This is a genomic window from Aeromonas sp. 61P (assembly GCF_051919545.1).
GTDB classification, from domain to species: domain Bacteria; phylum Pseudomonadota; class Gammaproteobacteria; order Enterobacterales; family Aeromonadaceae; genus Aeromonas; species Aeromonas veronii.
Window position 1 is genome coordinate 2,629,202 of sequence record NZ_JBQBEL010000001.1, and the last position, 19,621, is coordinate 2,648,822.

17 protein-coding genes, 1 other RNA gene and 1 pseudogene are annotated in these 19,621 nt (G+C 54.4%); 7 read left to right on the forward strand and 12 right to left on the reverse strand.

All coding sequences use genetic code 11. The annotated features are described in order from the left end of the window. Positions 1-2: 2 nt before the first annotated feature. From ACTG2O_RS12555 to ACTG2O_RS12595, 9 genes and pseudogenes are all read right to left on the reverse strand, one after another. The gene (locus ACTG2O_RS12555) at positions 3-1,232 is read right to left on the reverse strand and encodes an aminotransferase class III-fold pyridoxal phosphate-dependent enzyme (RefSeq protein ID WP_083851946.1); all 1,230 of its coding nucleotides are present in this window, start codon (positions 1,230-1,232) and stop codon (positions 3-5) included. Between the two features lie 6 nt (positions 1,233-1,238). Next, positions 1,239-2,240 carry a class I SAM-dependent methyltransferase gene (locus tag ACTG2O_RS12560; protein ID WP_075115159.1) on the reverse strand — a complete coding sequence of 334 codons (1,002 nt, stop codon included), beginning with the start codon at positions 2,238-2,240 and terminating at the stop codon, positions 1,239-1,241. Beyond that, positions 2,237-3,097, reverse strand: a complete 861-nt coding sequence (locus ACTG2O_RS12565; RefSeq protein ID WP_075115158.1) for a radical SAM/SPASM domain-containing protein — start codon at positions 3,095-3,097, stop codon at positions 2,237-2,239. The genes ACTG2O_RS12560 and ACTG2O_RS12565 overlap by 4 nt, the downstream gene beginning before the upstream one ends. A gap of 3 nt (positions 3,098-3,100) precedes the next feature. Beyond that, positions 3,101-4,240, reverse strand: coding sequence for a UDP-4-amino-4,6-dideoxy-N-acetyl-beta-L-altrosamine transaminase (pseC, locus tag ACTG2O_RS12570; RefSeq protein WP_019446018.1), 1,140 nt, complete (start codon positions 4,238-4,240; stop codon positions 3,101-3,103). Beyond that, a pseudogene (gene pseB / locus ACTG2O_RS12575) lies at positions 4,237-5,240 on the reverse strand (UDP-N-acetylglucosamine 4,6-dehydratase (inverting)). Before pseB ends, pseC begins: the two are co-directional and overlap by 4 nt. A 144-nt stretch (positions 5,241-5,384) precedes the next feature. Continuing rightward, positions 5,385-6,206, reverse strand: coding sequence for a cobalamin-binding protein (locus ACTG2O_RS12580; RefSeq protein WP_439975900.1), 822 nt, complete (start codon positions 6,204-6,206; stop codon positions 5,385-5,387). Next, the gene (locus ACTG2O_RS12585; RefSeq protein ID WP_439975902.1) at positions 6,199-7,161 is read right to left on the reverse strand and encodes a cobalamin biosynthesis protein CobD/CbiB; all 963 of its coding nucleotides are present in this window, start codon (positions 7,159-7,161) and stop codon (positions 6,199-6,201) included. The genes ACTG2O_RS12580 and ACTG2O_RS12585 overlap by 8 nt, the downstream gene beginning before the upstream one ends. Continuing rightward, complete coding sequence (gene mtnN, locus ACTG2O_RS12590) at positions 7,158-7,850, reverse strand: 5'-methylthioadenosine/S-adenosylhomocysteine nucleosidase (RefSeq protein ID WP_040067225.1); 693 nt, start codon at positions 7,848-7,850, stop codon at positions 7,158-7,160. The genes ACTG2O_RS12585 and mtnN overlap by 4 nt, the downstream gene beginning before the upstream one ends. A 168-nt stretch (positions 7,851-8,018) precedes the next feature. Next, complete coding sequence (locus ACTG2O_RS12595) at positions 8,019-8,951, reverse strand: ZIP family metal transporter (RefSeq protein WP_019446013.1); 933 nt, start codon at positions 8,949-8,951, stop codon at positions 8,019-8,021. Positions 8,952-9,338: 387 nt separating this feature from the next. Between ACTG2O_RS12595 and ACTG2O_RS12600 the strand changes: the two genes are divergently transcribed. Next, positions 9,339-10,970: a methyl-accepting chemotaxis protein gene (locus tag ACTG2O_RS12600; RefSeq protein WP_439975904.1), complete on the forward strand. Its 1,632-nt coding sequence runs from the start codon at positions 9,339-9,341 to the stop codon at positions 10,968-10,970. Positions 10,971-11,382: 412 nt separating this feature from the next. Here ACTG2O_RS12600 and suhB read toward each other — a convergent pair whose 3' ends face one another. Then, on the reverse strand, positions 11,383-12,186 hold the full coding sequence (gene suhB / locus ACTG2O_RS12605; RefSeq protein ID WP_439975906.1) for an inositol-1-monophosphatase: 804 nt from the start codon (positions 12,184-12,186) through the stop codon (positions 11,383-11,385). 199 nt (positions 12,187-12,385) lie between these two features. Here suhB and ACTG2O_RS12610 point away from each other — a divergent pair, with 199 nt between their 5' ends. From ACTG2O_RS12610 to emrD, 3 genes are all read left to right on the forward strand, one after another. Then, the gene (locus ACTG2O_RS12610) at positions 12,386-12,841 is read left to right on the forward strand and encodes a hypothetical protein (RefSeq protein ID WP_005352991.1); all 456 of its coding nucleotides are present in this window, start codon (positions 12,386-12,388) and stop codon (positions 12,839-12,841) included. 168 nt (positions 12,842-13,009) lie between these two features. Beyond that, entirely contained in the window at positions 13,010-13,672 is a 663-nt protein-coding gene (locus ACTG2O_RS12615; protein WP_439975907.1) for a glutathione S-transferase family protein, read from the forward strand. A 262-nt stretch (positions 13,673-13,934) separates the two neighbouring features. Next, entirely contained in the window at positions 13,935-15,131 is a 1,197-nt protein-coding gene (gene emrD / locus ACTG2O_RS12620) for a multidrug efflux MFS transporter EmrD (protein WP_005333920.1), read from the forward strand. A 193-nt stretch (positions 15,132-15,324) separates the two neighbouring features. Here the strand turns inward: emrD and ssrS are convergent. Further along, a non-coding RNA gene (gene ssrS, locus ACTG2O_RS12625) (6S RNA) lies at positions 15,325-15,506 on the reverse strand. A 16-nt stretch (positions 15,507-15,522) separates the two neighbouring features. After that, complete coding sequence (gene zapA / locus ACTG2O_RS12630; protein WP_005333910.1) at positions 15,523-15,855, reverse strand: cell division protein ZapA; 333 nt, start codon at positions 15,853-15,855, stop codon at positions 15,523-15,525. A 173-nt stretch (positions 15,856-16,028) separates the two neighbouring features. Here zapA and ACTG2O_RS12635 point away from each other — a divergent pair, with 173 nt between their 5' ends. The 3 genes from ACTG2O_RS12635 to ACTG2O_RS12645 all read left to right on the forward strand — a co-directional run bounded on the left by ACTG2O_RS12635 (position 16,029) and on the right by ACTG2O_RS12645 (position 19,404). Beyond that, positions 16,029-16,598, forward strand: a complete 570-nt coding sequence (locus tag ACTG2O_RS12635; RefSeq protein WP_005346580.1) for a UPF0149 family protein — start codon at positions 16,029-16,031, stop codon at positions 16,596-16,598. 177 nt (positions 16,599-16,775) lie between these two features. After that, positions 16,776-17,999 (forward strand): 2-octaprenyl-6-methoxyphenyl hydroxylase, encoded by a 1,224-nt coding sequence (gene ubiH / locus ACTG2O_RS12640; RefSeq protein WP_421300449.1) that lies wholly within the window; start codon positions 16,776-16,778, stop codon positions 17,997-17,999. Positions 18,000-18,135: 136 nt separating this feature from the next. Continuing rightward, a complete protein-coding gene (locus ACTG2O_RS12645; RefSeq protein WP_439975909.1) occupies positions 18,136-19,404 on the forward strand; it encodes an FAD-dependent 2-octaprenylphenol hydroxylase in 1,269 nt (422 codons plus the stop codon). Positions 19,405-19,621: the final 217 nt, after the last annotated feature.

The window sequence follows — 19,621 nt, forward strand, 5'->3', positions numbered from 1 at the left end:
TTTTATTCCAACGTTATCTGTAATGCTGAAACTATTTTGGAACCAAATTCTGTTATCATCTCTTTATTATGACAGAATCCAGTAAAAATAATACCATTGGTCGGCCAAAGAACATTCAGTTTCATCATGTTCTCACGAAAACGTTGCTGAATAGTGGTATCCAATTCGACTTGGTCTCTATGCGCCCTGTTTTGTATGGGGATATCAGTAAAATACAATCTATTAATCGATGCTTCTCCAGACAGACGACAGGGGATGCCTAATTCAGTTAGTTTCTTATTTGTTTGCTCTCGAAGGGTGGATGCTAGATTGTCAATCAAAGAATAGTCTCTATGCTTTAAGCAGTTAATAACTGCGCATGCCGTCGTTGCCATTAATGGGTTGGCAGAAAATGTTCCACCTGAAAGAATTCTTTTTTCTTTATTTTTGAACGTTAATTGTGATACTTCATCAGTAAATGCGACGAGACCTACAGGTAATCCTCCACCTAAAATTTTACCGTAAGTGACGATATCTGGATTAAGCTTCCATTTGGTGCAGGCACCACCGATCCCTAATCTGAAGCCTGTTATGATCTCATCATAAATGACTAGAATACCATTATCTTTACAGAATGCTTCTATTTTTTTTAGAAATGAAATTATATCCCCTCTTGGGTTTGAACCTTGAATGGGCTCTATACAGATTGCCGCTAGCTGGTTCTTATTTTGAGATAATATATCAAATGCTAGTTGGTCGTTATATGGAAGTAAAATGCTGTGTTCGAGAATAGATAATGGAATACCGCTTGGTAATCTTATGTCTTGTCCACCAAAACGACCACCATCGTCTTGTAGTGTCCATTCATTCATACCATGCCAGCCACCATGAAAACTGGCTATTTTGTTCTTACTTGTGGCTGCTCTTGCATATCTTATTGCTCTTTGTGTGGCCTCTGAACCGCTATTGCAAAAAACAAAATTCTTTAACTCATGAGGGAGTACACAGCTAAGTTGCTCTGCTAATAAATGTATTTGAGGATTATTTTTTAAAAAGAGCATGCCTCTTTCCGCTTGCTCTTTTAATGAATGAATAACATCGTCATGGCAATGTCCAAGAATTTGACTTCCCGCACCCAGACCGGCATCAAAAATGGAACTACCATTTTCATTTATTAAAAACGCTCCTTTGGACGATATATATTTAGTCGCATCTTTTTCGTAATCAGCATGATGTATTGTATATTTTTCCATATGTTATTAGCCCTCTTTTTGTGCGATTACAAAAATATTTCCAGCAGTTTTTGTTTTTACCAAAAAATCAGCAAACAGATCTGCGAAATTTTGATCAGTAATATGGCTATTTAAAAAGGCACCTAAGCTTTTTTGAAATGATGGTGATGATTTAATTAATTTTTGTACATAGCTGATGTCTAATGAGCCATTCAAGGTGTGAGTTTCTATTAATTTAAAGCCAGATTTTTTTAATAAAATATCTATTGACGATAGGTTAAACAAATTAATATGCCCAGGAGGAAGAATTTGGACATGCTTGTCACCTGCCGTCATCCATTCAAAACTACTAGTATTCGGTGTTGAGAAAAACCAAAAACCATTTTTTTTAAGTAATGAATGAATTTTATTTGCGACAGTTATTGGGGCCATTACATGTTCTAATGTATCCCACATAGTAATAGCATCAAAGTACGAGGATATATTTAGATCTTCCACCATGCATTGGAATGTTTTGACATTGCAAAAATTTTCTTCAATAAGGCGGCAAGCTGACGCTGATGGGTCACAGGAGAATAATTCGTACGCTAAATTTTGCCGTGTTATGGCGGTTAAGAAAATGCCAATTGCGCTACCTACATCCAATAGCTTTCCGCATGAAAGATATTTTTTGATAATATCAATCCTGCGTTCAAATATTGGCACTCTATTTTCAAATGATTCTATAAAGAACTCATTTTCGAAATCTTTCATTTCACTATTATAGTAATAATCTAGCTGATTTTTATTTGGCATAGGATTGCAAAATATGTGTGCACACTCACAACAGCGTGAAAGCGTAAATCCATATCGCTCAGTAAAGTATTCGATCAAATGACTACCACATATTGTACATGAATCTGAAAATGGGGTGTCATTATCTAAAGCAATGATTTCTCTACATGTTCTCACCATCATCTCATCTAAATGCATTTGTTTCTTTATGGTGTGAATATTGTCGAACAAAATATTATTTTTTGTATTACTCATTTTAGTATTTCATTCCAAATAGTTGCGTGGTTATGTCCATGTAATGTGCCATCAGTATTGCACTTATAACATGGTGAGCATGTTCGATTGCCATTGATTAGTTTTTTACGGTAACTATTGAGTGCCTTGCTATTCCATATATCAACCAATGGTTGTTGAGACGCATTACCAAATTTTATTTTTTTATTCCAGTCTTGCATACATAACATTACATCGCCATTCCAATCAATGGTTAGTGAGTATGCCGTGTAATAGCAAGGGTGGGTTGGCTCTGTTTCCGGTTGATCACCGATCGTTATTGTACCAGCTCGGTTTGTTAATTTTAGCCCAAAACTATCTTCTTTATTATGCCAACGGTCTCTCAGAATGTAGCTATTTTCATTTAAGCCTGCATCGTTAAACATTTTTTTGAACTTCTCAGTTTGTTCTGGACCATCATACATACTTACTACAAAATAGTTTAATCCAGCTTCATATAGTCTTTTGATTTTCTCTGGCTTTAAAAAATCACCATTGGTCACCATTTCTAATCTTATTTTTTTAGGAAAAGCAGCTATAATTTCTTCTAGATGTGGACATTGCATTGGCTCCGAATATCCCGAGAACACAACTACACCGTTATAGTTTAGCATCTCAAGTTGATTTCCAATTTCTTTAGCTAAATCTATGCTCATATGTATATTTTGATTAGGGTATTTATCAGGGTCAACCCGGGGGCAAAAAATGCATTTTCTATTGCAGAGTTCAGTTACATTTATATCAATCCAACTAAATAGGGGGTGTCCTTCAACTATCTGGACAATGTCTATGTAACCTGATTTTCTTCGTAAATTTTCTTTTGTAGATTCATTCAACATATGCTATGTCCATAATAGTGAATTTATAGTTAAAATAGTAATGTTGAGATCCCTGTCCCCCAGTGCCGGAAACATAGGGATAGTCATACATGTTGAGTAAAATTTCGATGCGTTTACAAGTGGCTCATACTTTTCTTTGTAATATGGCTGCAAGTATATAGGGATATAATGAACGTTTATCCCAATGCCATTTTTATTTAAATGGCTGTATAAAAAATCCCTTTTTTTCTTGTTGACAAGAATGATCATTAGATGTCTGGCTGACTCCCTGTCATTAAGTTTTGTCAAGAATGAAGCATGTGATGTATCTATTTCTTGTTGATATTTATGTTCAATTATTTTCCGTTGTGTTAAGAATTCATCTAATTTCAGCATCTGGCTTAATCCCAGCGCTGCCTGGATATCGGTCATACGGTAGTTGAAGCCGAGCATCTGCTGCTCATAGTACCAAGGGCCGTCCGGCTCATTGATAAAGTCTTCCGGTTCACGGGTGATGCCATGGCTACGGAGCATGCGCATCGTCTTGGCAAGCGCAGGGTCGTTGGTCATGGCCATTCCCCCTTCACCAGTGGTGATGATCTTCACCGGGTGGAAGCTGAAGACGGTGATGTCGCTGTAGCGGCCGTTGCCGGTGGGTTCATCGTGATAGCGAGCCCCCAGGGCGTGGCAGGCATCCTCGATGATCCGAAAGCCATACTCTTGCCCTAGGCGGTGGATCTCCTGCATATCGCAGGGGAGGCCGGCAAAGTGCACCGGTATTACTACCTTGGGTAGTTTCCCTTCCGCCTTGGCGGCAATCAGCTTCCTCTCCAGTTCCACTGCGCACATGTTGCCGGTATCTGATTCAATGTCGACGAAGTCGACTTGTGCACCGCAATAGAGAGCGCAATTGGCTGATGCCACGAAGCTGATAGGGGATGTCCAGACCCAGTCGCTGGGGCCAACGCCCAGCGCCAGACAGGCGATATGGAGTGCTGCAGTACCTGAATTGACCGCCACCCCAAATTTAGCTCCACAGTAGTCGGCAACCGCTTGCTCGAAGCGTGGAACGACCGGCCCTTGGGTCAGGAAGTCGGACTTGAGCACTTCCACGACAGCATCGATATCTGCCTGGCTGATAGATTGACGGCCGTAGGGGATCATTCTGCTACCTTGCTCTGGTTCATCTTCTGTAGCTGTTCAATGGAGAAAAAGTCAGGGTTGCTTCGAGAGTTGTATTCAAATCCCTGCTCGACCATCTTTCCTTTTTCGCCCGCAGCTGTCTTGGAGAAGTCGTTGTTGCGATTATTGAAGTTGATTGTTGGGCCGATCACGAAGAAGTCATCAAATTCAAAGGTGTGATAAGAGTCATCGGCAGGGCACATCACTTCATGGAGCTTCTCTCCCGGACGAATGCCGATGATCTTGTGTGGCAGGTTTGGTGCCATGGCACTGGCCAAATCTGTGATGCGAACAGATGGCAATTTGGGAACGAATATTTCCCCCCCTTCATCCGCCCAAAATTATCCAAGACGAAATCCACCCCTTGTTGCAAGGTGATCCAGAAACGAGTCATCTCTTCATGGGTGATGGGCAAGGCATCAATACCCTGATCAATCAGCTTTTGGAAGAAGGGAACAACAGAACCGCGGGAACCAACAACGTTGCCGTACCGAACGACTGCAAAACGGGTGGGGTCTTGCCCCGCAATGTTGTTGGCCGCCACGAAGAGTTTGTCTGATGCGAGCTTGGTGGCGCCATAGAGATTGATCGGGTTGGCAGCTTTGTCAGTTGAGAGGGCGATAACCTTTTTGACTTGATTGAGCAGGGCCGCCTGGATGACGTTCTCAGCACCATGGATATTGGTTTTGATGCACTCCATGGGGTTGTATTCTGCGGCAGGAACCTGTTTCAGTGCGGCTGCATGAACCACGTAATCCACTCCACGCATTGCCATGGTAAGGCGGTTGGCGTCTCTGACATCCCCAATGAAATAACGCATGCAGGAATCGTCGAACTCTTGCTGCATCTCGAACTGTTTCAGCTCGTCACGAGAATAGATGATAAGGCGTTTGGGTTTATAACGTTCCAGTACTGTCTTGACCAATCGCTGGCCAAACGAGCCAGTGCCACCAGTTATGAGTAGCGTTTTATCGTTGAACATTGTGGGCATCTCGTCTCAAAAACAGTAGATGAATCATATGCTAGCAAATAAAGTACCAGCTTTTTCTGTAAAGAGTGTGATCAATTCATAAAAACGGTTTTAAAGCCAAGGGTATCACTCAGGTCTTGGTCTCTTTGGCTTTTGTTACTTTCTGATCGCTCTGCATATATCTTCCACCGCATTGAGGGCTCTTGGGGTGAATCGGTGCAGCTCATCGGAGTTGACCAGCATCAGTCGGTGATGTTTCACCGCATCAAGGTTTGGCCACTGCTGCCAGTGACGCAGGGCGTCAGGATCTTGACTCCCTGCCAAGATCAGCGATGGGTTGACTCTTATCACCTGTTCCATGTCCACTTGGGGGTAGGGGGTCTTGGCATTCGCCATGACGTTGATCCCGCCGCAGAGTTCGATGGCCTGAGCCGGCCAGGCATTGCCACTGACGCTGGTGAGTGGAGGGTACCAGAGCTGGTAGAACACTTTTACGCCGGTTGGCTGGCTATAACGCTGTTGCAGGTCATGCAGACGCGTTAGATAGCGATCGGCGGCTTCGTTGGCACTCTTCTCCACTCCAAGCAATTTGCCCAGCGCCCGCATCTCGGTCGCCAGCGAGGCAAAATCGGTAGGCTCAGAGTAGAAAACCGGGATACCCAGCTGCTCCAGCGGGGCCAGCATGCGTGACTGGGCCGAGCGCCAGCCCAGGGTCAGGTCCGGTTTTTGCGCCAGCAGCGCCTCGACATTGATGCTGCGATAATTGGCCACCTTGGGCTTGTTTTTCACTTCTGCAGGATAGTCGGAGGCATCGTCGATGGCGACTAGCTTGTCACCGGCACCGATGTCATAAAGCAGCTCGGTAAGATGGGGTACTACGCTCACCACCCGGCTCGGAGTGGCTGCCTGCAGCGCAGCGGGCAACCAGGCAAGCAACACGCAGGGCAGCCAGATAGGCAATCGCAACCATCTAACCATGAAATAACCCCGCCACAGTGACAAGCAGCGCCAGCATCAACCAGCCCCAGCCAATTCCTTGCAGAATATTGAGCACCTTGCGCGGTGACTCACCGTCGGGGTCATCACCGCTGCCAAGTATCGGCCAGCGTTGCAAGGTTCCCTGATAGTAGCGGGGGCCGCCAAGGCGGATCCGGCACTTGTCAGCAAGTAGCGTCAACAGCATCCCGATGGTGGGATAGGGCCAGAGCGCACCATTGCGCAGCAGCTGTGCGGCCTGCTTGAGCCGCGGGAGCAGGAGCGGCAGCCCCAACAGCAGGATGGTGGGAGCATTGAGCCCCTGATAGAGGGCGCTGGTGGCTCGGCCAAAATAGCCAAACGCGGGATCCTTCATGCTCCAGCCCTGGCTCATCAGCTGAGTCAGCCGCCAGAGCAGTGCACCTTGTACCCCCGCGAGAGCGTACCCCATCAAGGGGCCAACCCATTGGCCGACCAGACGCAGGGCACAGCTCTCCGTCACTGCTTTGGCGAGCCCCATGGTCGAGAGATTACTGGTCTCCCGCTTGAGCCAGGGAGCCACCTGCAATCTCGCCAGCGGCAGTGTCTCCTGCGTGGCGAGCGAGCGGGTGGCATGGGCGAGTTCGCGCAGTGGACGGGATTCGATCATCAACAGCAGAAACAGCAGGTCGAAGATCGGCTCGCTCAGGGCCAGATTGCGCAGCGACCAGAGCCCGGCGGCGCAGGGGAGCCAGACTACCAGCATCGCCAGCAGGCCGGCCTGCATTTGCTGGCCGGGTGAACCATCGGGTCTGTGTACCTTGTGCCCCAGCCGGGTCAGCAGGGGCGTGACGGCCGAAAGACGCAGATGGGATGGCCACGGGATCACCGCCTCCAGCAGGGCAGCCCCCACCAGAATGGCCGCCGTCGTCGAGAGGAGGGCGTCGGCCATCAAATCAAGCGAGCCGGTCTCGATCACAGCTTGCCGAGCATCTTGATGATCACTTCGGCGGAGTGCTTGCCGGCCACTTCGATGAAGGCATCGAAGGATTCAACCTGTTCCTTGCCGGCGATATCAGACATGGCGCGTACCACCAGATAGGGCACTTTGAACATGTGGCACACCTGACCGATGGCGGCACCTTCCATCTCGACCGCCAGCATCTGCGGGAAGTCGGCGCGAGCCTTGGCGATGGCGTCCGGTTTGCACATGAACTGATCGCCGGTACAGATAAGGCCGACCTTGGTCTGGTGCTTGCCCTGCTCGGCGATGCAATCCTGAGCGACCGCGATGAGTTTCTCGTCGCAGGGGAAGGCGGCGGGTTGCTGCGCCATCTGGCCCATCTCGTAACCAAAAGCGGTCACGTCCACATCGTGGAAACGCATCTCGCTGGCAATCACCACATCACCGATGTGCAGGTCCTGGGCAAAGCCGCCCGCAGAGCCGGTATTGATGACGCAGTCGGGGGCAAATTTTTCCAGCAGCAGGCTGGTGGCCACGCTGGCGGCGACCTTACCGATACCGGAGCGGGTCAGGATCACCTCTTTGCCTGCCAGCATCCCTTGATAGAACTCGCAGCCGCCCAGTTGCAGGGTGGTGGGGTTACTCATCTGGCTGCGCAGCAGGGCTACTTCTTGCTCCATGGCGCCGATAATACCTACTTTCATTGCTGACCTCGTCTTGATAGCCGTGTGGCTGAATTTAAGTTGCTGTAGATCATAACAAAAGATGGCGTCGGCGCCGAGAGGCGCAAGCGAAAGGAGAGATGAAACGCGGCGCTCCATATGGGAGCGCCGCGGGTGACAAAAAGCATTGATGAGGCGCGGCGAGGGCCTTTAGCCGAGCGCGGTATCGAGCGTCATCATCAGGGCAAAGCCTGCCATCAGACCGAGGGTGGCATAGGTCTGGTGACCGTTGCGGTGGGTCTCCGGAATCACCTCGTGCGAGACCACAAACAACATGGCGCCGGCGGCGAGCCCAAGTCCGATGGGGTAGGCGATGGCAAGGCCGCTGGAGAGCCCGACCCCGAGCAGGGCGCCAACCGGTTCGAGCAGGCCGCTGGCGATGGCAACCAGCACCGCCACCGAGGGGCGAAAACCTGCGGCGCACATGGCCAGCGCCACCGCCAGTCCTTCGGGAATATCCTGCAGTGCGATGGCGGTGGTAAGCGGCAGCCCCACCGACATATCCCCCTGCGAGAAGCTGACCCCGATGGCCATCCCCTCCGGCAGGTTGTGCAGGGCGATGGCAAAGACGAACAGCCAGACCCGGGAGCAGCTCTCGTGACCGGGGCCGCAGGGGCCGGTTTTGTCATGCTCGTGCGGGGTGAACTGATCCAGCCCCAGCATCAACAGTACCCCGAGGGTCATGCCGACCACCACCACGGCGGCGGCACTAAAGCCATTGCCGGTGATCCCCTCGGCAGCCTCCAGCCCAGGCAGCAGCAGGGAGAAGGCACTGGCCGCCAGCATCATGCCGGCGGCAAAGCCCAGCATGGTGTCCTCTACCTTTTGCGGTACCGAGCGCAGAAACAGAGCGGGCAGGGCGCCGATGGCGGTGGCGGCAAACCCGGCGGCACCACCGATCAGGCCGTAGCGCACGCCGCTGGTCACCTCGCCGGTAGCGAGCATGATGAGACTCTGCAACAGCAGCAACAAGACGGCAGCCAGCGCGATAAAGAGACCGAGGGCGGTAAGTGGCCGCGCCTGCAGTTGTTCACGCAGCTGGGCAGACCAGGTTGAAGCGGGCAGATACGAGCTGTTATCCATAAACAGGGCCTCTTGTTACAGCAAATGGTTACAACGAAGGGGGATGGGGCTCCGCCATCGGATTATGTTGGTCATTACAACGAGTTGATGGCCCCTTGTCCATGCCACTGCCTCGATTGCATTTATCGGTTAACTATTTGAAATGATTTGGTCGCTATAAATATTTTGTGATGAATGTCGGGTTGTGAAGGAAATCAGCTTGCATTCATTTGGTGAAAACTGGTGAAGGATTAGGCGATGTTGTGATAGAGTGCGCGCCTCGCGAAATCGTCCTTCCCCCGCTTTCGCAACCTTCCATCTCCCGTCAGGAATGGCCGGGATCAGCTCATACGGATGTGATCGCTACTGTTTACCTGCTTGTCAGCAGTTGAGGATCAACAGCCAACCATGTTTTACAAGAATCTCTCCATCGGCAAAAAGATTGCCGTGGTTTTTGCGGTCATTGCCGCAGTCAACGTTCTCTTCGGTGTTTTTCTCTCCAGCGAATTGCGCGGTGTGCGTGATCGGGTGCTGAACTTTACCGACTCTACGCTGCCGAGTGTCCTGTCGGTCGAAACCCTGCTCTATGACGTCTCCTATGTCCGTCGTGCCCAGTTTGCCTTGCTGATGGTGAACGATGCCGCTGATCTGCAGGCTCGCCGCAGCCGGATCCAGCAGAATATCCAGAAAGTAGACAACGCATTTCACGCCTATGAGGCGACCGTCGGTGCTGATCATGAGCGTCAGGTGTTTAATCAGGCCAAACAACAGTGGCTCAGTTACCAACGTGCAGTGAACGAGTTTGATCAACTGCTGGTACAAGGACAACAAGAGCAAGCCAAGGCACAGTTATTTGCCTCGAATGCTGCTTTTGGTTCTTTGGAGCGGGCAGTTAATGCTCTGATCGATGTGAACCTCGGTTTTGTGAAGGAAAACCGCAGCAGCTTGCTTGGCAGCGTCAGCATGGTGACCACTTTCGCCATGGTGAGCATTGGTGCTCTGCTGGTGTTCATGGTGGTGATGACCTGGTTCCTGACCCGCCAGATCTGCCTGCCGCTGCAAGCGGTAGTGGCTCAGGCCAACGCCATTGCCGCCGGCGATCTGACTCATCAGCTGGAGCGTCAGCATATCGGCCGCGACGAGCTGGGCATGCTGGCCAAAGCCTCTCTCAAGATGCAGGACAACCTGCGTGGTCTGATTGAAGAGGTAGTGGCTGCGGTTACCCAGCTGGGTGCAGCGATTGACGAAGTGAGTGCGGTTTCCGAACAGTCTGCCAAGGGTATTCAGAGCCAGCAGCAAGAGATTTCGCTGGTGGCGACCGCCATGACCCAGATGAAGGCGACCGTTGCTGATGTGGCGGGCAATACAGAGCATACCTCTGAGTCTGCCAGTGCAGCTAATACGTTGGCCCGCAAAGGCAACCAGGATGTGCAGCGTTCGCTGGTGGCAATCACCCGGGTTGCCGAAGAGATCGAGCAGGCCGGTACGCTGGTGACAGAGCTGGAGCGTGAATCCGCCCAGATCAACGTGGTGGTGGATGTGATCCGCGGCATCGCCGAGCAGACCAATCTGCTGGCCCTCAATGCGGCCATCGAAGCCGCCCGCGCCGGCGAGCAAGGCCGTGGCTTTGCCGTGGTGGCCGACGAGGTGCGCACCCTGGCGGGTCGTACCCAGGCATCGACCGGCGAGATCGTGGCCATCATCGAAACCCTGCAGGCGCGCGCCAATCAGGCCAAAGAGGTGACTGGCCAGAGCTGCGAGATGATCCGCCAGTGTGTGGATCAGAGCGAGCAGACCAGCAACGGCATCCAGCAGATTGAAGAGGCGGTCGCCCAGATTGCCGACATGGCGATCCAGATTGCCAGCGCCTGCGGCGAGCAGGATGCGGTCTCCGACGAGCTGGGCCGCAACGTCGAGCGGATCAACGAATCCGCCAATGAGGTGGCGCAGGGGGCGGATCATACTGCCCGCGCGTGTCTGGAGCTGAGCCAGCTGGCGGTGGGTCTGAAGCAGACCATCGGGCGCTTCCGTCTCGCCTGATAAGGGGGCTGGAGTGCTCCGGCCTCTTTATTCATAAAAGTCGGGGCGCTTTGCCTGCCCTCACGACACCCGGCCATGTGCCGGGTGTTTTTTATCTGGCGATGGGTACGAGGCCTGATGGTTGGGGCTCTTCATACAGAGGATGAAGATCAGGGCAAACTGGGAGGGAGATCAGATGCTTATCTCTGCCTGTGTGGTGATATTCAAGAAGGTTGGTTAAGGCGTGTTTGCTAACGAGAGAAGGGCGACGAACTGTTTTGGGGATGGGGAACGGGGCGAGCGGTTGGGGCGCGAGCTACGGGGGAAGAAGAGCATAAGCTGTTGGTTGGAATGCCCTGACAGGGTATATCGCAGCAATAAAAAAACCGGCTTGCGCCGGTTTTTTTATATTGGTGAAGGCTGGGGAGCTGGCTTATTTGGCCAGAGACTCCGGCAGCTCTTCACGGATCTTGCCCAGCATCTCTTTCAGGACGCGCGGGTTGGCAACCACGATGTTGCCGGAGTTTTCGTAGTTGTGACCACCGATGAAGTCGGTGACGATGGCGCCAGCTTCTTTGGCCAGCAGTTCACCGGCAGCGGTGTCCCAGGGGTTCAGGCCGATTTCCCAGAAACCGTCGACGCGACCGGCAGCCACGTAGGCCAGATCCAGTGCGGCAGAGCCGGAGCGACGGATGTCGGCACATTCGATGAACATGCTCTGGAACATCTTCAGGTAGGACTCGATGTGGTGCTTTTGCTTATAGGGGAAACCGGTGGCCAGTACGGTGCCAGCCAGCTCTTTGGCTTTGCCGACACGGATACGGTAGCCGTTTAGCTGTGCGCCGCTACCACGGGTAGCAGTAAACAGCTCGTCACGGATGGGATCGTAAACAACGGCTTGTTCGGTTTTGCCTTTCACGCGCAGGGCGATGGAAACGGCAAAGTGCGGAATGCCTTTGACAAGGTTGGTCGTGCCATCCAGTGGGTCAATGATCCATTGGTAGTCCGGATTGGTACCGGCAATCTCACCAGACTCTTCAGCAACAATGCTGTGCTCAGGGTAAGATTTTTTGATGGTGTGAATGATGGCCGCTTCGGCTTCACGGTCAACGTTGGTCACGAAGTCATTGCTGCCTTTTTGGATAGCCTCAATGTTCTCGGGCTGGGAGAAGGCTTTTACTACAACTTGACCGGCGTTGCGCGCAGCGCGCACGGCGATATTCAGCATCGGATGCATAGGTTCACCACTGGATGTTAAAGAACGGGGGATAAAAGGACGCGGTATGATACCAGTATTTTGTGCGATGGCAACTGTTATCCCCCTACGACCAATTGATTACCACTGCCAGATTTGACGGCTCCAATATAGACCAGATCTGCGCTAGTCTTATCCCAGCAGTCGGATACAGGCTGTCATGAGCATAGGGATGTGAACCATGAATTTGTCATTAGTGAGTCAGAACGTGTCAGCTGCCAGCGAGGGACTGTTGGCCATCTTGCGGTCATCACCCGAGTATGGTGATCACTTTGCCCACATCACCGTGACCCCCCTGGCCCAGTGGCAACCGGCCAAGACGGAGGCGGCGATCCTGCTGATCGACGGCGATGCGCCCTGGCAGGATGCCGGATTTGCCCGGGGAGAGGATGAGACGATCGGTTTGCCGGTCTTGCCGCTGTTGATCCGCAAGGGGGACAAGGAGCTGACGGTCTGCGGGCCGGATGTGCGTGACCCCCGTTTCTATTTTGTCTCAAACGGCATCGTGCTGGATGAGTCGGAGCTGGCCGAGCCTGCCTGCAGCCGGGTGCTGTTGCGCAAGCTGGAGTCCTACTTCCCGCTGCTTTCCCGCCTGATCATGCTGCGCCAGCGCAAGCCGGTCGCCGTGATCAACTAATATCTACCATTGCCAGAGCGCACCAGCGGCGCACCGTGGCCTTGTTTGGCCTACGGTGCGCCGCTTTTTAATGGTCTGGAGCCGGTCACTTGTTGCAAGATGAGGCGGCTATGGTGTTGCACCCAGTTCCAACCGTGCAATCTGGCTATGACCAACAAGGAGTGAATCATGATCGACTTTTACACCGCCGCAACCCCCAATGGCTTCAAGGTGGCCATTGCACTGGAAGAGCTGGGATTGCCCTATCGGGTTATTCCTCTCGATCTCTCGGCACTGGATCAGAAGAAGCCGGAATTTTTGGCCATCAACCCCAACGGCCGCATTCCGGCCATTGTCGATCGGGATAACGAGGATTTCGCCGTATTCGAGTCGGGCGCCATCCTTATCTATCTGGCGGAGAAGGCGGGCAAATTGTTGCCGGCGGATCCCAAACGCCGCTCTCAGGCCATTCAGTGGTTGATGTTCCAGATGGGCGGGGTAGGGCCCATGATGGGGCAGGCCAACGTCTTCTATCGCTACTTCCCCGAGAAGATCCCCGCCGCCATCGAACGCTACCAGAAAGAGGGGCGCCGCCTGTTCGAGGTGCTCGACAGCCATCTGGCTCATCACGAATATCTGGCGGACGAGTACAGCATCGCCGATATCGCCACCTGGCCCTGGGTGCGGATTTATGACTGGAGTGGCATCTCCATCGAAGGGTTACCCCATCTGCAAGCCTGGATGGATCGCATGGCAGAGAAACCTGCCTGCCAGAAGGGGATCACCATACCGCCGCGCAAAGAGCAGCCGGATGAGCTGATCAAGCAGGCGCAGCAGATGGTAACACGTTGATTTTGAACTGCAGACGGGGCGTATTGCCCCGTAATATTAGAAAAACTAAGGCAAGCCGATTATAAAGATTCGTTCGTTTTCTGTGAGCTGAATCACTATGATGCCCCCATACCACCAAGCGTCCTGTGCGGTGGTCTGGCGGGCTCCCCGCCTACTGTTTCCAACACTGTTTTTGATTGCATCACAGCCTCTGTGATCAGATTCCTCTGGGCCATTTTGTGCCAGAGGGGCGGCAGCATTTTTTCGATTTTTTGGGACTGATATGGATCGGCACAGTTTTTATCCGTTGTTTTTACTGACCATTCTGATGGTCGCTGTGGGCCAGATGACCCAGACCCTTTATGTTCCCTCCATTCCCATGATGGCGGGGGACTTCAATGTGGCCTCGGGCCAGTTGCAGGCGGTGATGGCCTGTTACCTGATCCCCTATGGCCTCTCCCAGTTTGTCTATGGGCCGTTGTCGGATCGTATCGGCCGTCGCCCGGTGCTGATCGTCGGCATGATGGTGTTTCTGGTGGGCACCCTGATCATTCAGGTCATCCCCCATTTTGCCGCCCTGCTGGTGGGTAGCTTTATTCAGGGGCTGGGTACCGGTGCCGGTGGCGCCATGAGCCGTACCGTGATGCGCGATCGCTACAACGGCGCCGAGCTCAACCGCGCCAACAGTCTGGTGAGCATGGGGGTGATCTTCTCCCCGCTGCTGGCACCGGTGCTGGGGGGATGGCTGACCGAGCTGTTCAACTGGCGCGCCGGTTACTGGTTCCTGTTCGGTTTTGGTGCCGTAGCCACCCTGGCGATCATGGCCTGGTTTGGCGAGACCCTGCCTGCTGCTGCCCGTCAGCCACTGCGCGTCGGTGCTGCCTATCGCCATGTGCTGGGCAACCCCAAGTTTCAGGGCAACCTGCTCTGCCTGATGGCGACCTTTGCCGGTTTGGCAGTGTTTGAGGCAGCGGCCGGTGTGCTGCTGGGCGATGTGCTGAAACTGAGCGCCCGTACCGTGAGCGTGCTGTTCGTGCTGCCGCTGCCCGGCTATCTGTTCGGGGCCTGGCTCTCTGCCAAGCTGAGCTTCCGTTTGACTCAGGGCAAACTGATGCGTCTTGGCATCGCCTTTCTGGCGCTCGGCTCCCTCATCATTCTGGTGCCGGGGCTGTTCGGGGTGGTGAGTGCCGCCTCGCTGGTCGGTGGTGCGGCTGTCTACTTCATCGGTAGCGGTATTCTCTACCCGACCGCCACTTCCTGTGCCATCGAGCCCTTCCCGGGTCAGGCCGGCACCGCGGGGGCCATTCTCGGCGGGATGCAGAATCTGGGTGCCGGTGTGGTGACCCTGCTGGCCGCCGGTTTCCCGATGACCGGGCAGGTGACTCTGGGGGCCATCATGACCCTGATGGTGCTGATCGTGGCGCTGAGCTTTGTCTGGTTACGCCACCATGGCTCCCCCCACGAGCAGATGGCCATCTAAATTTGCTTGCCAGTTGCAAAACAAAGCCCGCCTTTTGGCGGGCTTTGTCGTTATGGCTGTGTCCGTTTCACACCTTGTCCCATCGGGTTCTCCATTTATTGGGGGAAAGGTGTAAACCATATTCAGGACGGGACAGTTCGTTGATCATCAGGCAAAGAAAAAGCCCGTCACGCTGGTGACGGGCTTTTGCTGTTGGTACCCCGAGATGCCGTTGCCGGTTTGGGCCCTTGAACCGTCTGTTCAAGGCGGGGATCGGATCTGACCGCAGGCTTCTCGGTCGTGCCGAGCATGCGCAATAGCCAGAAGGCAGATCCCCTGTTTGGTATGAATATCGGCTCGGGGACTTGAACCGGCTGACAAACATCCCAGGGAATTTTAAAACGGTTTGCGATTAGGGCTGTTGCCCCTCTTCGCTGGAATCACCATATTGTCCGTGCTCGATCAGGGCCGCTTCGATGGTGCGCTGCAGCATCTTGATCCGCTTGTCCATGGTCTCAGAGTATTGGTGGTTCTTCTCTTTTTCAAGGCAGAGCTCATGACAGAAATTGAGCGCCGCCATGATAGCCAATTGCTCGTTGCTGGAGACTTTGGAGCGTTGACGCAGGTCGATCAACTTGTCGGTCAGCTGCTCGGCGGCCTGGCGCAGGGCATCCTGCTGTCCCAAGGGACAGGATACCTTGTAGGGACGTCCCAAAATGACGATTTCTACGGCCTCTGTGCTCATGCCTTCCTCAATACGGCGGAGCTGATTTCCGCCTTTATCCACGTGGACAACTGGGCGGGACTATATAGCGCAGATGCATAAGTTTCAAGGCCTTGCTGGCTCTGCAAGAGGGAGAATGCTAGGATCCTGACCATTAATTCTGCAAATTTGACTGAACTTTGAGCGGATCCTCGATGAGCAAAACGAACCCCCTTAAATATGCGGCAGTGGCCGACATCATGGAACAACATGAGCTGATGGCCAGCGCAGTAGAGGCCCATGGTGTGATCTGCGGTCTGGTGTGCGGCGGTGTGGCACTGGACGACAAGAGTTGGGTGCCCCATTTCAACGATCTGGTGAACGACGGTTTCGGCCTGCCGGCCCCGGTGCGCCAGGTGATGACCGATCTTTATCACAATGTGGTCGAGAGTTTGATGGCCCAGAAGGGCGTCGAGCTGTTGCTGCCAAGCGATGATGCTCCCCTCGACGAGCGCATCGATTCGCTGGTGGACTGGTCACAGGCATTTCTGGCCGGTTTCGGCGTGGTGCAACAGGAGCTCTCCCGCGCGTCGGAAGAGCTGCAGGAGATGATCCAGGATATCGCCAGCATCACTCAGGTCTCTGCCGAGTTTGATCAGGAAGATGACGAGAACGAAGCCTCCTTCCTGGTGCTCTACGAACACGTCAAACTGGGGGTCATGATGGCCTTCGAAGAGTTTGGCAAGCGCCCCGATACCCCGAGCGCGCCGCCGACCCTTCATTGAGGTGCGGGTCAACGAGACCCTTACTGAATCTGCAAGAGCGCCTGATGGCGCTCTTTTTTATTCCCTTGTGGTGGCTAACCCTGTGAGGCGCAACCGGTTTTTTGCCGGTGACCTCGCATTCGGCCAGCGGCTTTGTGATAGCATGAGGCCACCTTTTTCACTTCTTCCTCTCTGCTTATGTCTCAATCTGATGTGCGACAGGTCGATGTCACCCTGGTCGGCGGTGGAATGAGCGGCGCCGTGCTGGCCCTCTCGCTGGCAGCCCTGCTTCGATCCGATGGCTCCCCCCTCGAGATCCTGCTGCTGGAGGCAAGCGTCCCCGAACAGCACACCCATTCAGGGTTCGACGCCCGCGCCATTGCGCTCTCGGCCGGTACCTGCGATGCGCTGTTGCGACGCGGACTCTGGCCGCTGTTTGCCCCCCATTGCTCCCCCATTACCCAGATTCATGTCTCGGATAGGGGCCACTTCGGTCAGGCTCGCCTGTCGGCTGCTGAATACGGTCTGCCCGCGCTGGGCCAGGTGATCGAGCTTGCAGCTGCCGGTCATGAGCTGCAACGGGCGATGGCGGCCTCTCCCAATATCCGGGTCTGCTGTCCGGCTCGGGTGAGCGAGATTGCGCCCGATGAGGAGAAGGTGACCCTCACCCTTGAGGACGGTGAACAGATTGAGACCCGCCTGCTGGTGGCAGCAGACGGCGGCAACTCCTTTGTGCGTCAGCACTTCAAGTTGCCGGTGACCCGCCACGACTTTGAGCAGCACGCCATCATCGCCACGGTCAAAACGGCGCAAGACCCTGAGGGACGCGCCTTCGAGCGTTTTACCGAAGGGGGGCCGCTGGCCCTGCTGCCGATGCAGGAGGGGCTCTCCTCGCTGGTATGGAGCGTCGGGCAGCATGAGGTGGATGAGCTGACGGCCCTCGATGAGGCGGCGTTTCTTGCCCGTCTGCAGCAGGCCTTTGGCTGGCGGCTCGGTCGCTTCGAGCGATGCGGCGTGCGTCACGTCTATCCGCTCATTCTGACCGCCTGCGACTACCCGCTGGCCCAGCGCACCGTGCTGGTCGGTAATGCCGCCCACGCCCTGCACCCGATTGCCGGACAGGGCTTCAACCTCGGGATGCGGGATCTCGACCTGCTCACCGGCGCCGTAGCCAAGGCGTTGGCTGAGGGGGAGGATATCGGCAGCTTCAAGGTACTGAGTGGCTACTGGCAGCAGCGTCAGCGCGATCAGGAGCAGACCGTCTGGCTCACCTCTTCGCTGGCCCAGCTCTTCTCCAATGGTCACGATCCGCTGGTGGTGGGGCGCAATCTGGCGCTCACCCTGATGGGGCGATTCCCGTGCATCAAGGCGCCGCTTGCCTCGCGCACCCTGGGCTTTGTCGCTGATGTGTGCGGCAACTAGCCAGCATTTGTTGAGTGGAACCTGTTGACCGGAAGATGGTGACCGCCATTCGTTGATCAAAACCTATTGAATAAAGAGGTGATGCCTGCGGGCGTCCCCTCGCTGGCCAGCCGGTCAGCCCTGAAAGGATGAGATGATGCAGATGCAAAATGTGGATGTGGTGATTGTCGGTGGCGGCATGGTGGGGCTGGGGCTCGCTGCGGCCCTGAAACATAGCGCCCTCAAGGTGCTGGTGGTGGAGGGGCAACTGCCCGACCCGCAGCTGGGGGAGGTGGCCGATAACCGGGTTAGCGCCCTGAGTCTGGCCAGCCAGCAGATCCTGCGCCATGTCGACGCCTGGGACGGCATTGAAGCGCGCCGCCTGCAGGCCTACGACAAGATGGCGGTGTGGGAGCAGGACAGTTTCGGCCATATCGACTTCGATGCCGCCAGCTTGCGTCAGGCCAACCTCGGCCACATCGTCGAGAATCGGGTGATCCAGCTGGCGCTGCTTGAGGCGATTGAAGGTGCCAGCAATATCCAGCTGCTGACCCCCGCCAGAGCCAAGAGCCTGCAGAGCGGCCCGGCGGGCGCCCTGTTGCTCCTTGAAGATGGTCAGGCCATCTCGGCCAAACTGGTGGTGGCTGCCGATGGCGCCCACTCCTGGGTGCGCCGTCAGGCCGATATCCCGCTCACCAGCTGGGATTATGGTCACCACGCACTGGTGGCGACCGTGCGTTGTGCCGAGCCCCATGAGGCGGTGGCGCGCCAGATCTTCACCCCGGATGGCCCGCTCGCCTTCCTGCCCCTGTGGCAAGAGAACCTCTGCTCCATCGTCTGGTCGCTGCCTGCGGCCCGCGCCGAGGCACTCTGCGCCTGTGATGACGAGCAGTTCAATCGCCAGCTCACCGCCGCCTTCGATGCCCGCCTCGGTCTGTGCAAGGTGGAAGGGCCGCGCAGCGCCATTCCGCTCACCGCCCGCTATGCCCGCGACTTTGCTCGCGAGCGGCTGGTGCTGGTGGGTGATGCCGCCCACACCATCCACCCGCTGGCAGGGCAGGGGGTCAACCTCGGCCTGCTGGATGCTGCCGCGCTGGCGGAGCAGATCTTGCAAAATCATACCGCGGGTGAGGATATCGGCCTGCTCGCCAACCTGCGCAGCTACGAGCGCTGGCGCAAGAGCGAAGCGGCTCGCATGCTGGCTGCGATGGAAGGGCTCAAACGGCTGTTCAGCGGGGCCAACCCGCTCAAGAAGCTGGTGCGGGGCGTGGGATTGCGCGCGGCCAATCTGCTGACGCCCTTCAAGGAGGGGGTGATCCGCGCCGCCATGGGGCTGGAGGGAGAGTTGCCCGCATTGGCCCGTCCTGACTGGGTCGTTGCGGCGACCAAGGGTAGTGCCATGCAGGCCAAGGGTGAAAAAAACTAATATTACTCGCCGTTTTTGACAGCAAAAGTAATCCGACAAGGCTGATGACCCTTTTTGGGTGTCAGCCTTTAATTTTGCTCTGGAGCGAAACGTTTTTCTGCAAATTGTGACGAAACGGTAAAAATCAAAATTTAATCTCGCCTGAGTCGGCTTATGGCTGTTTTTATCACTGCATTTTTATCTTAGTGTCTGGAGTCAGTTTTACGGGAGGGGATTA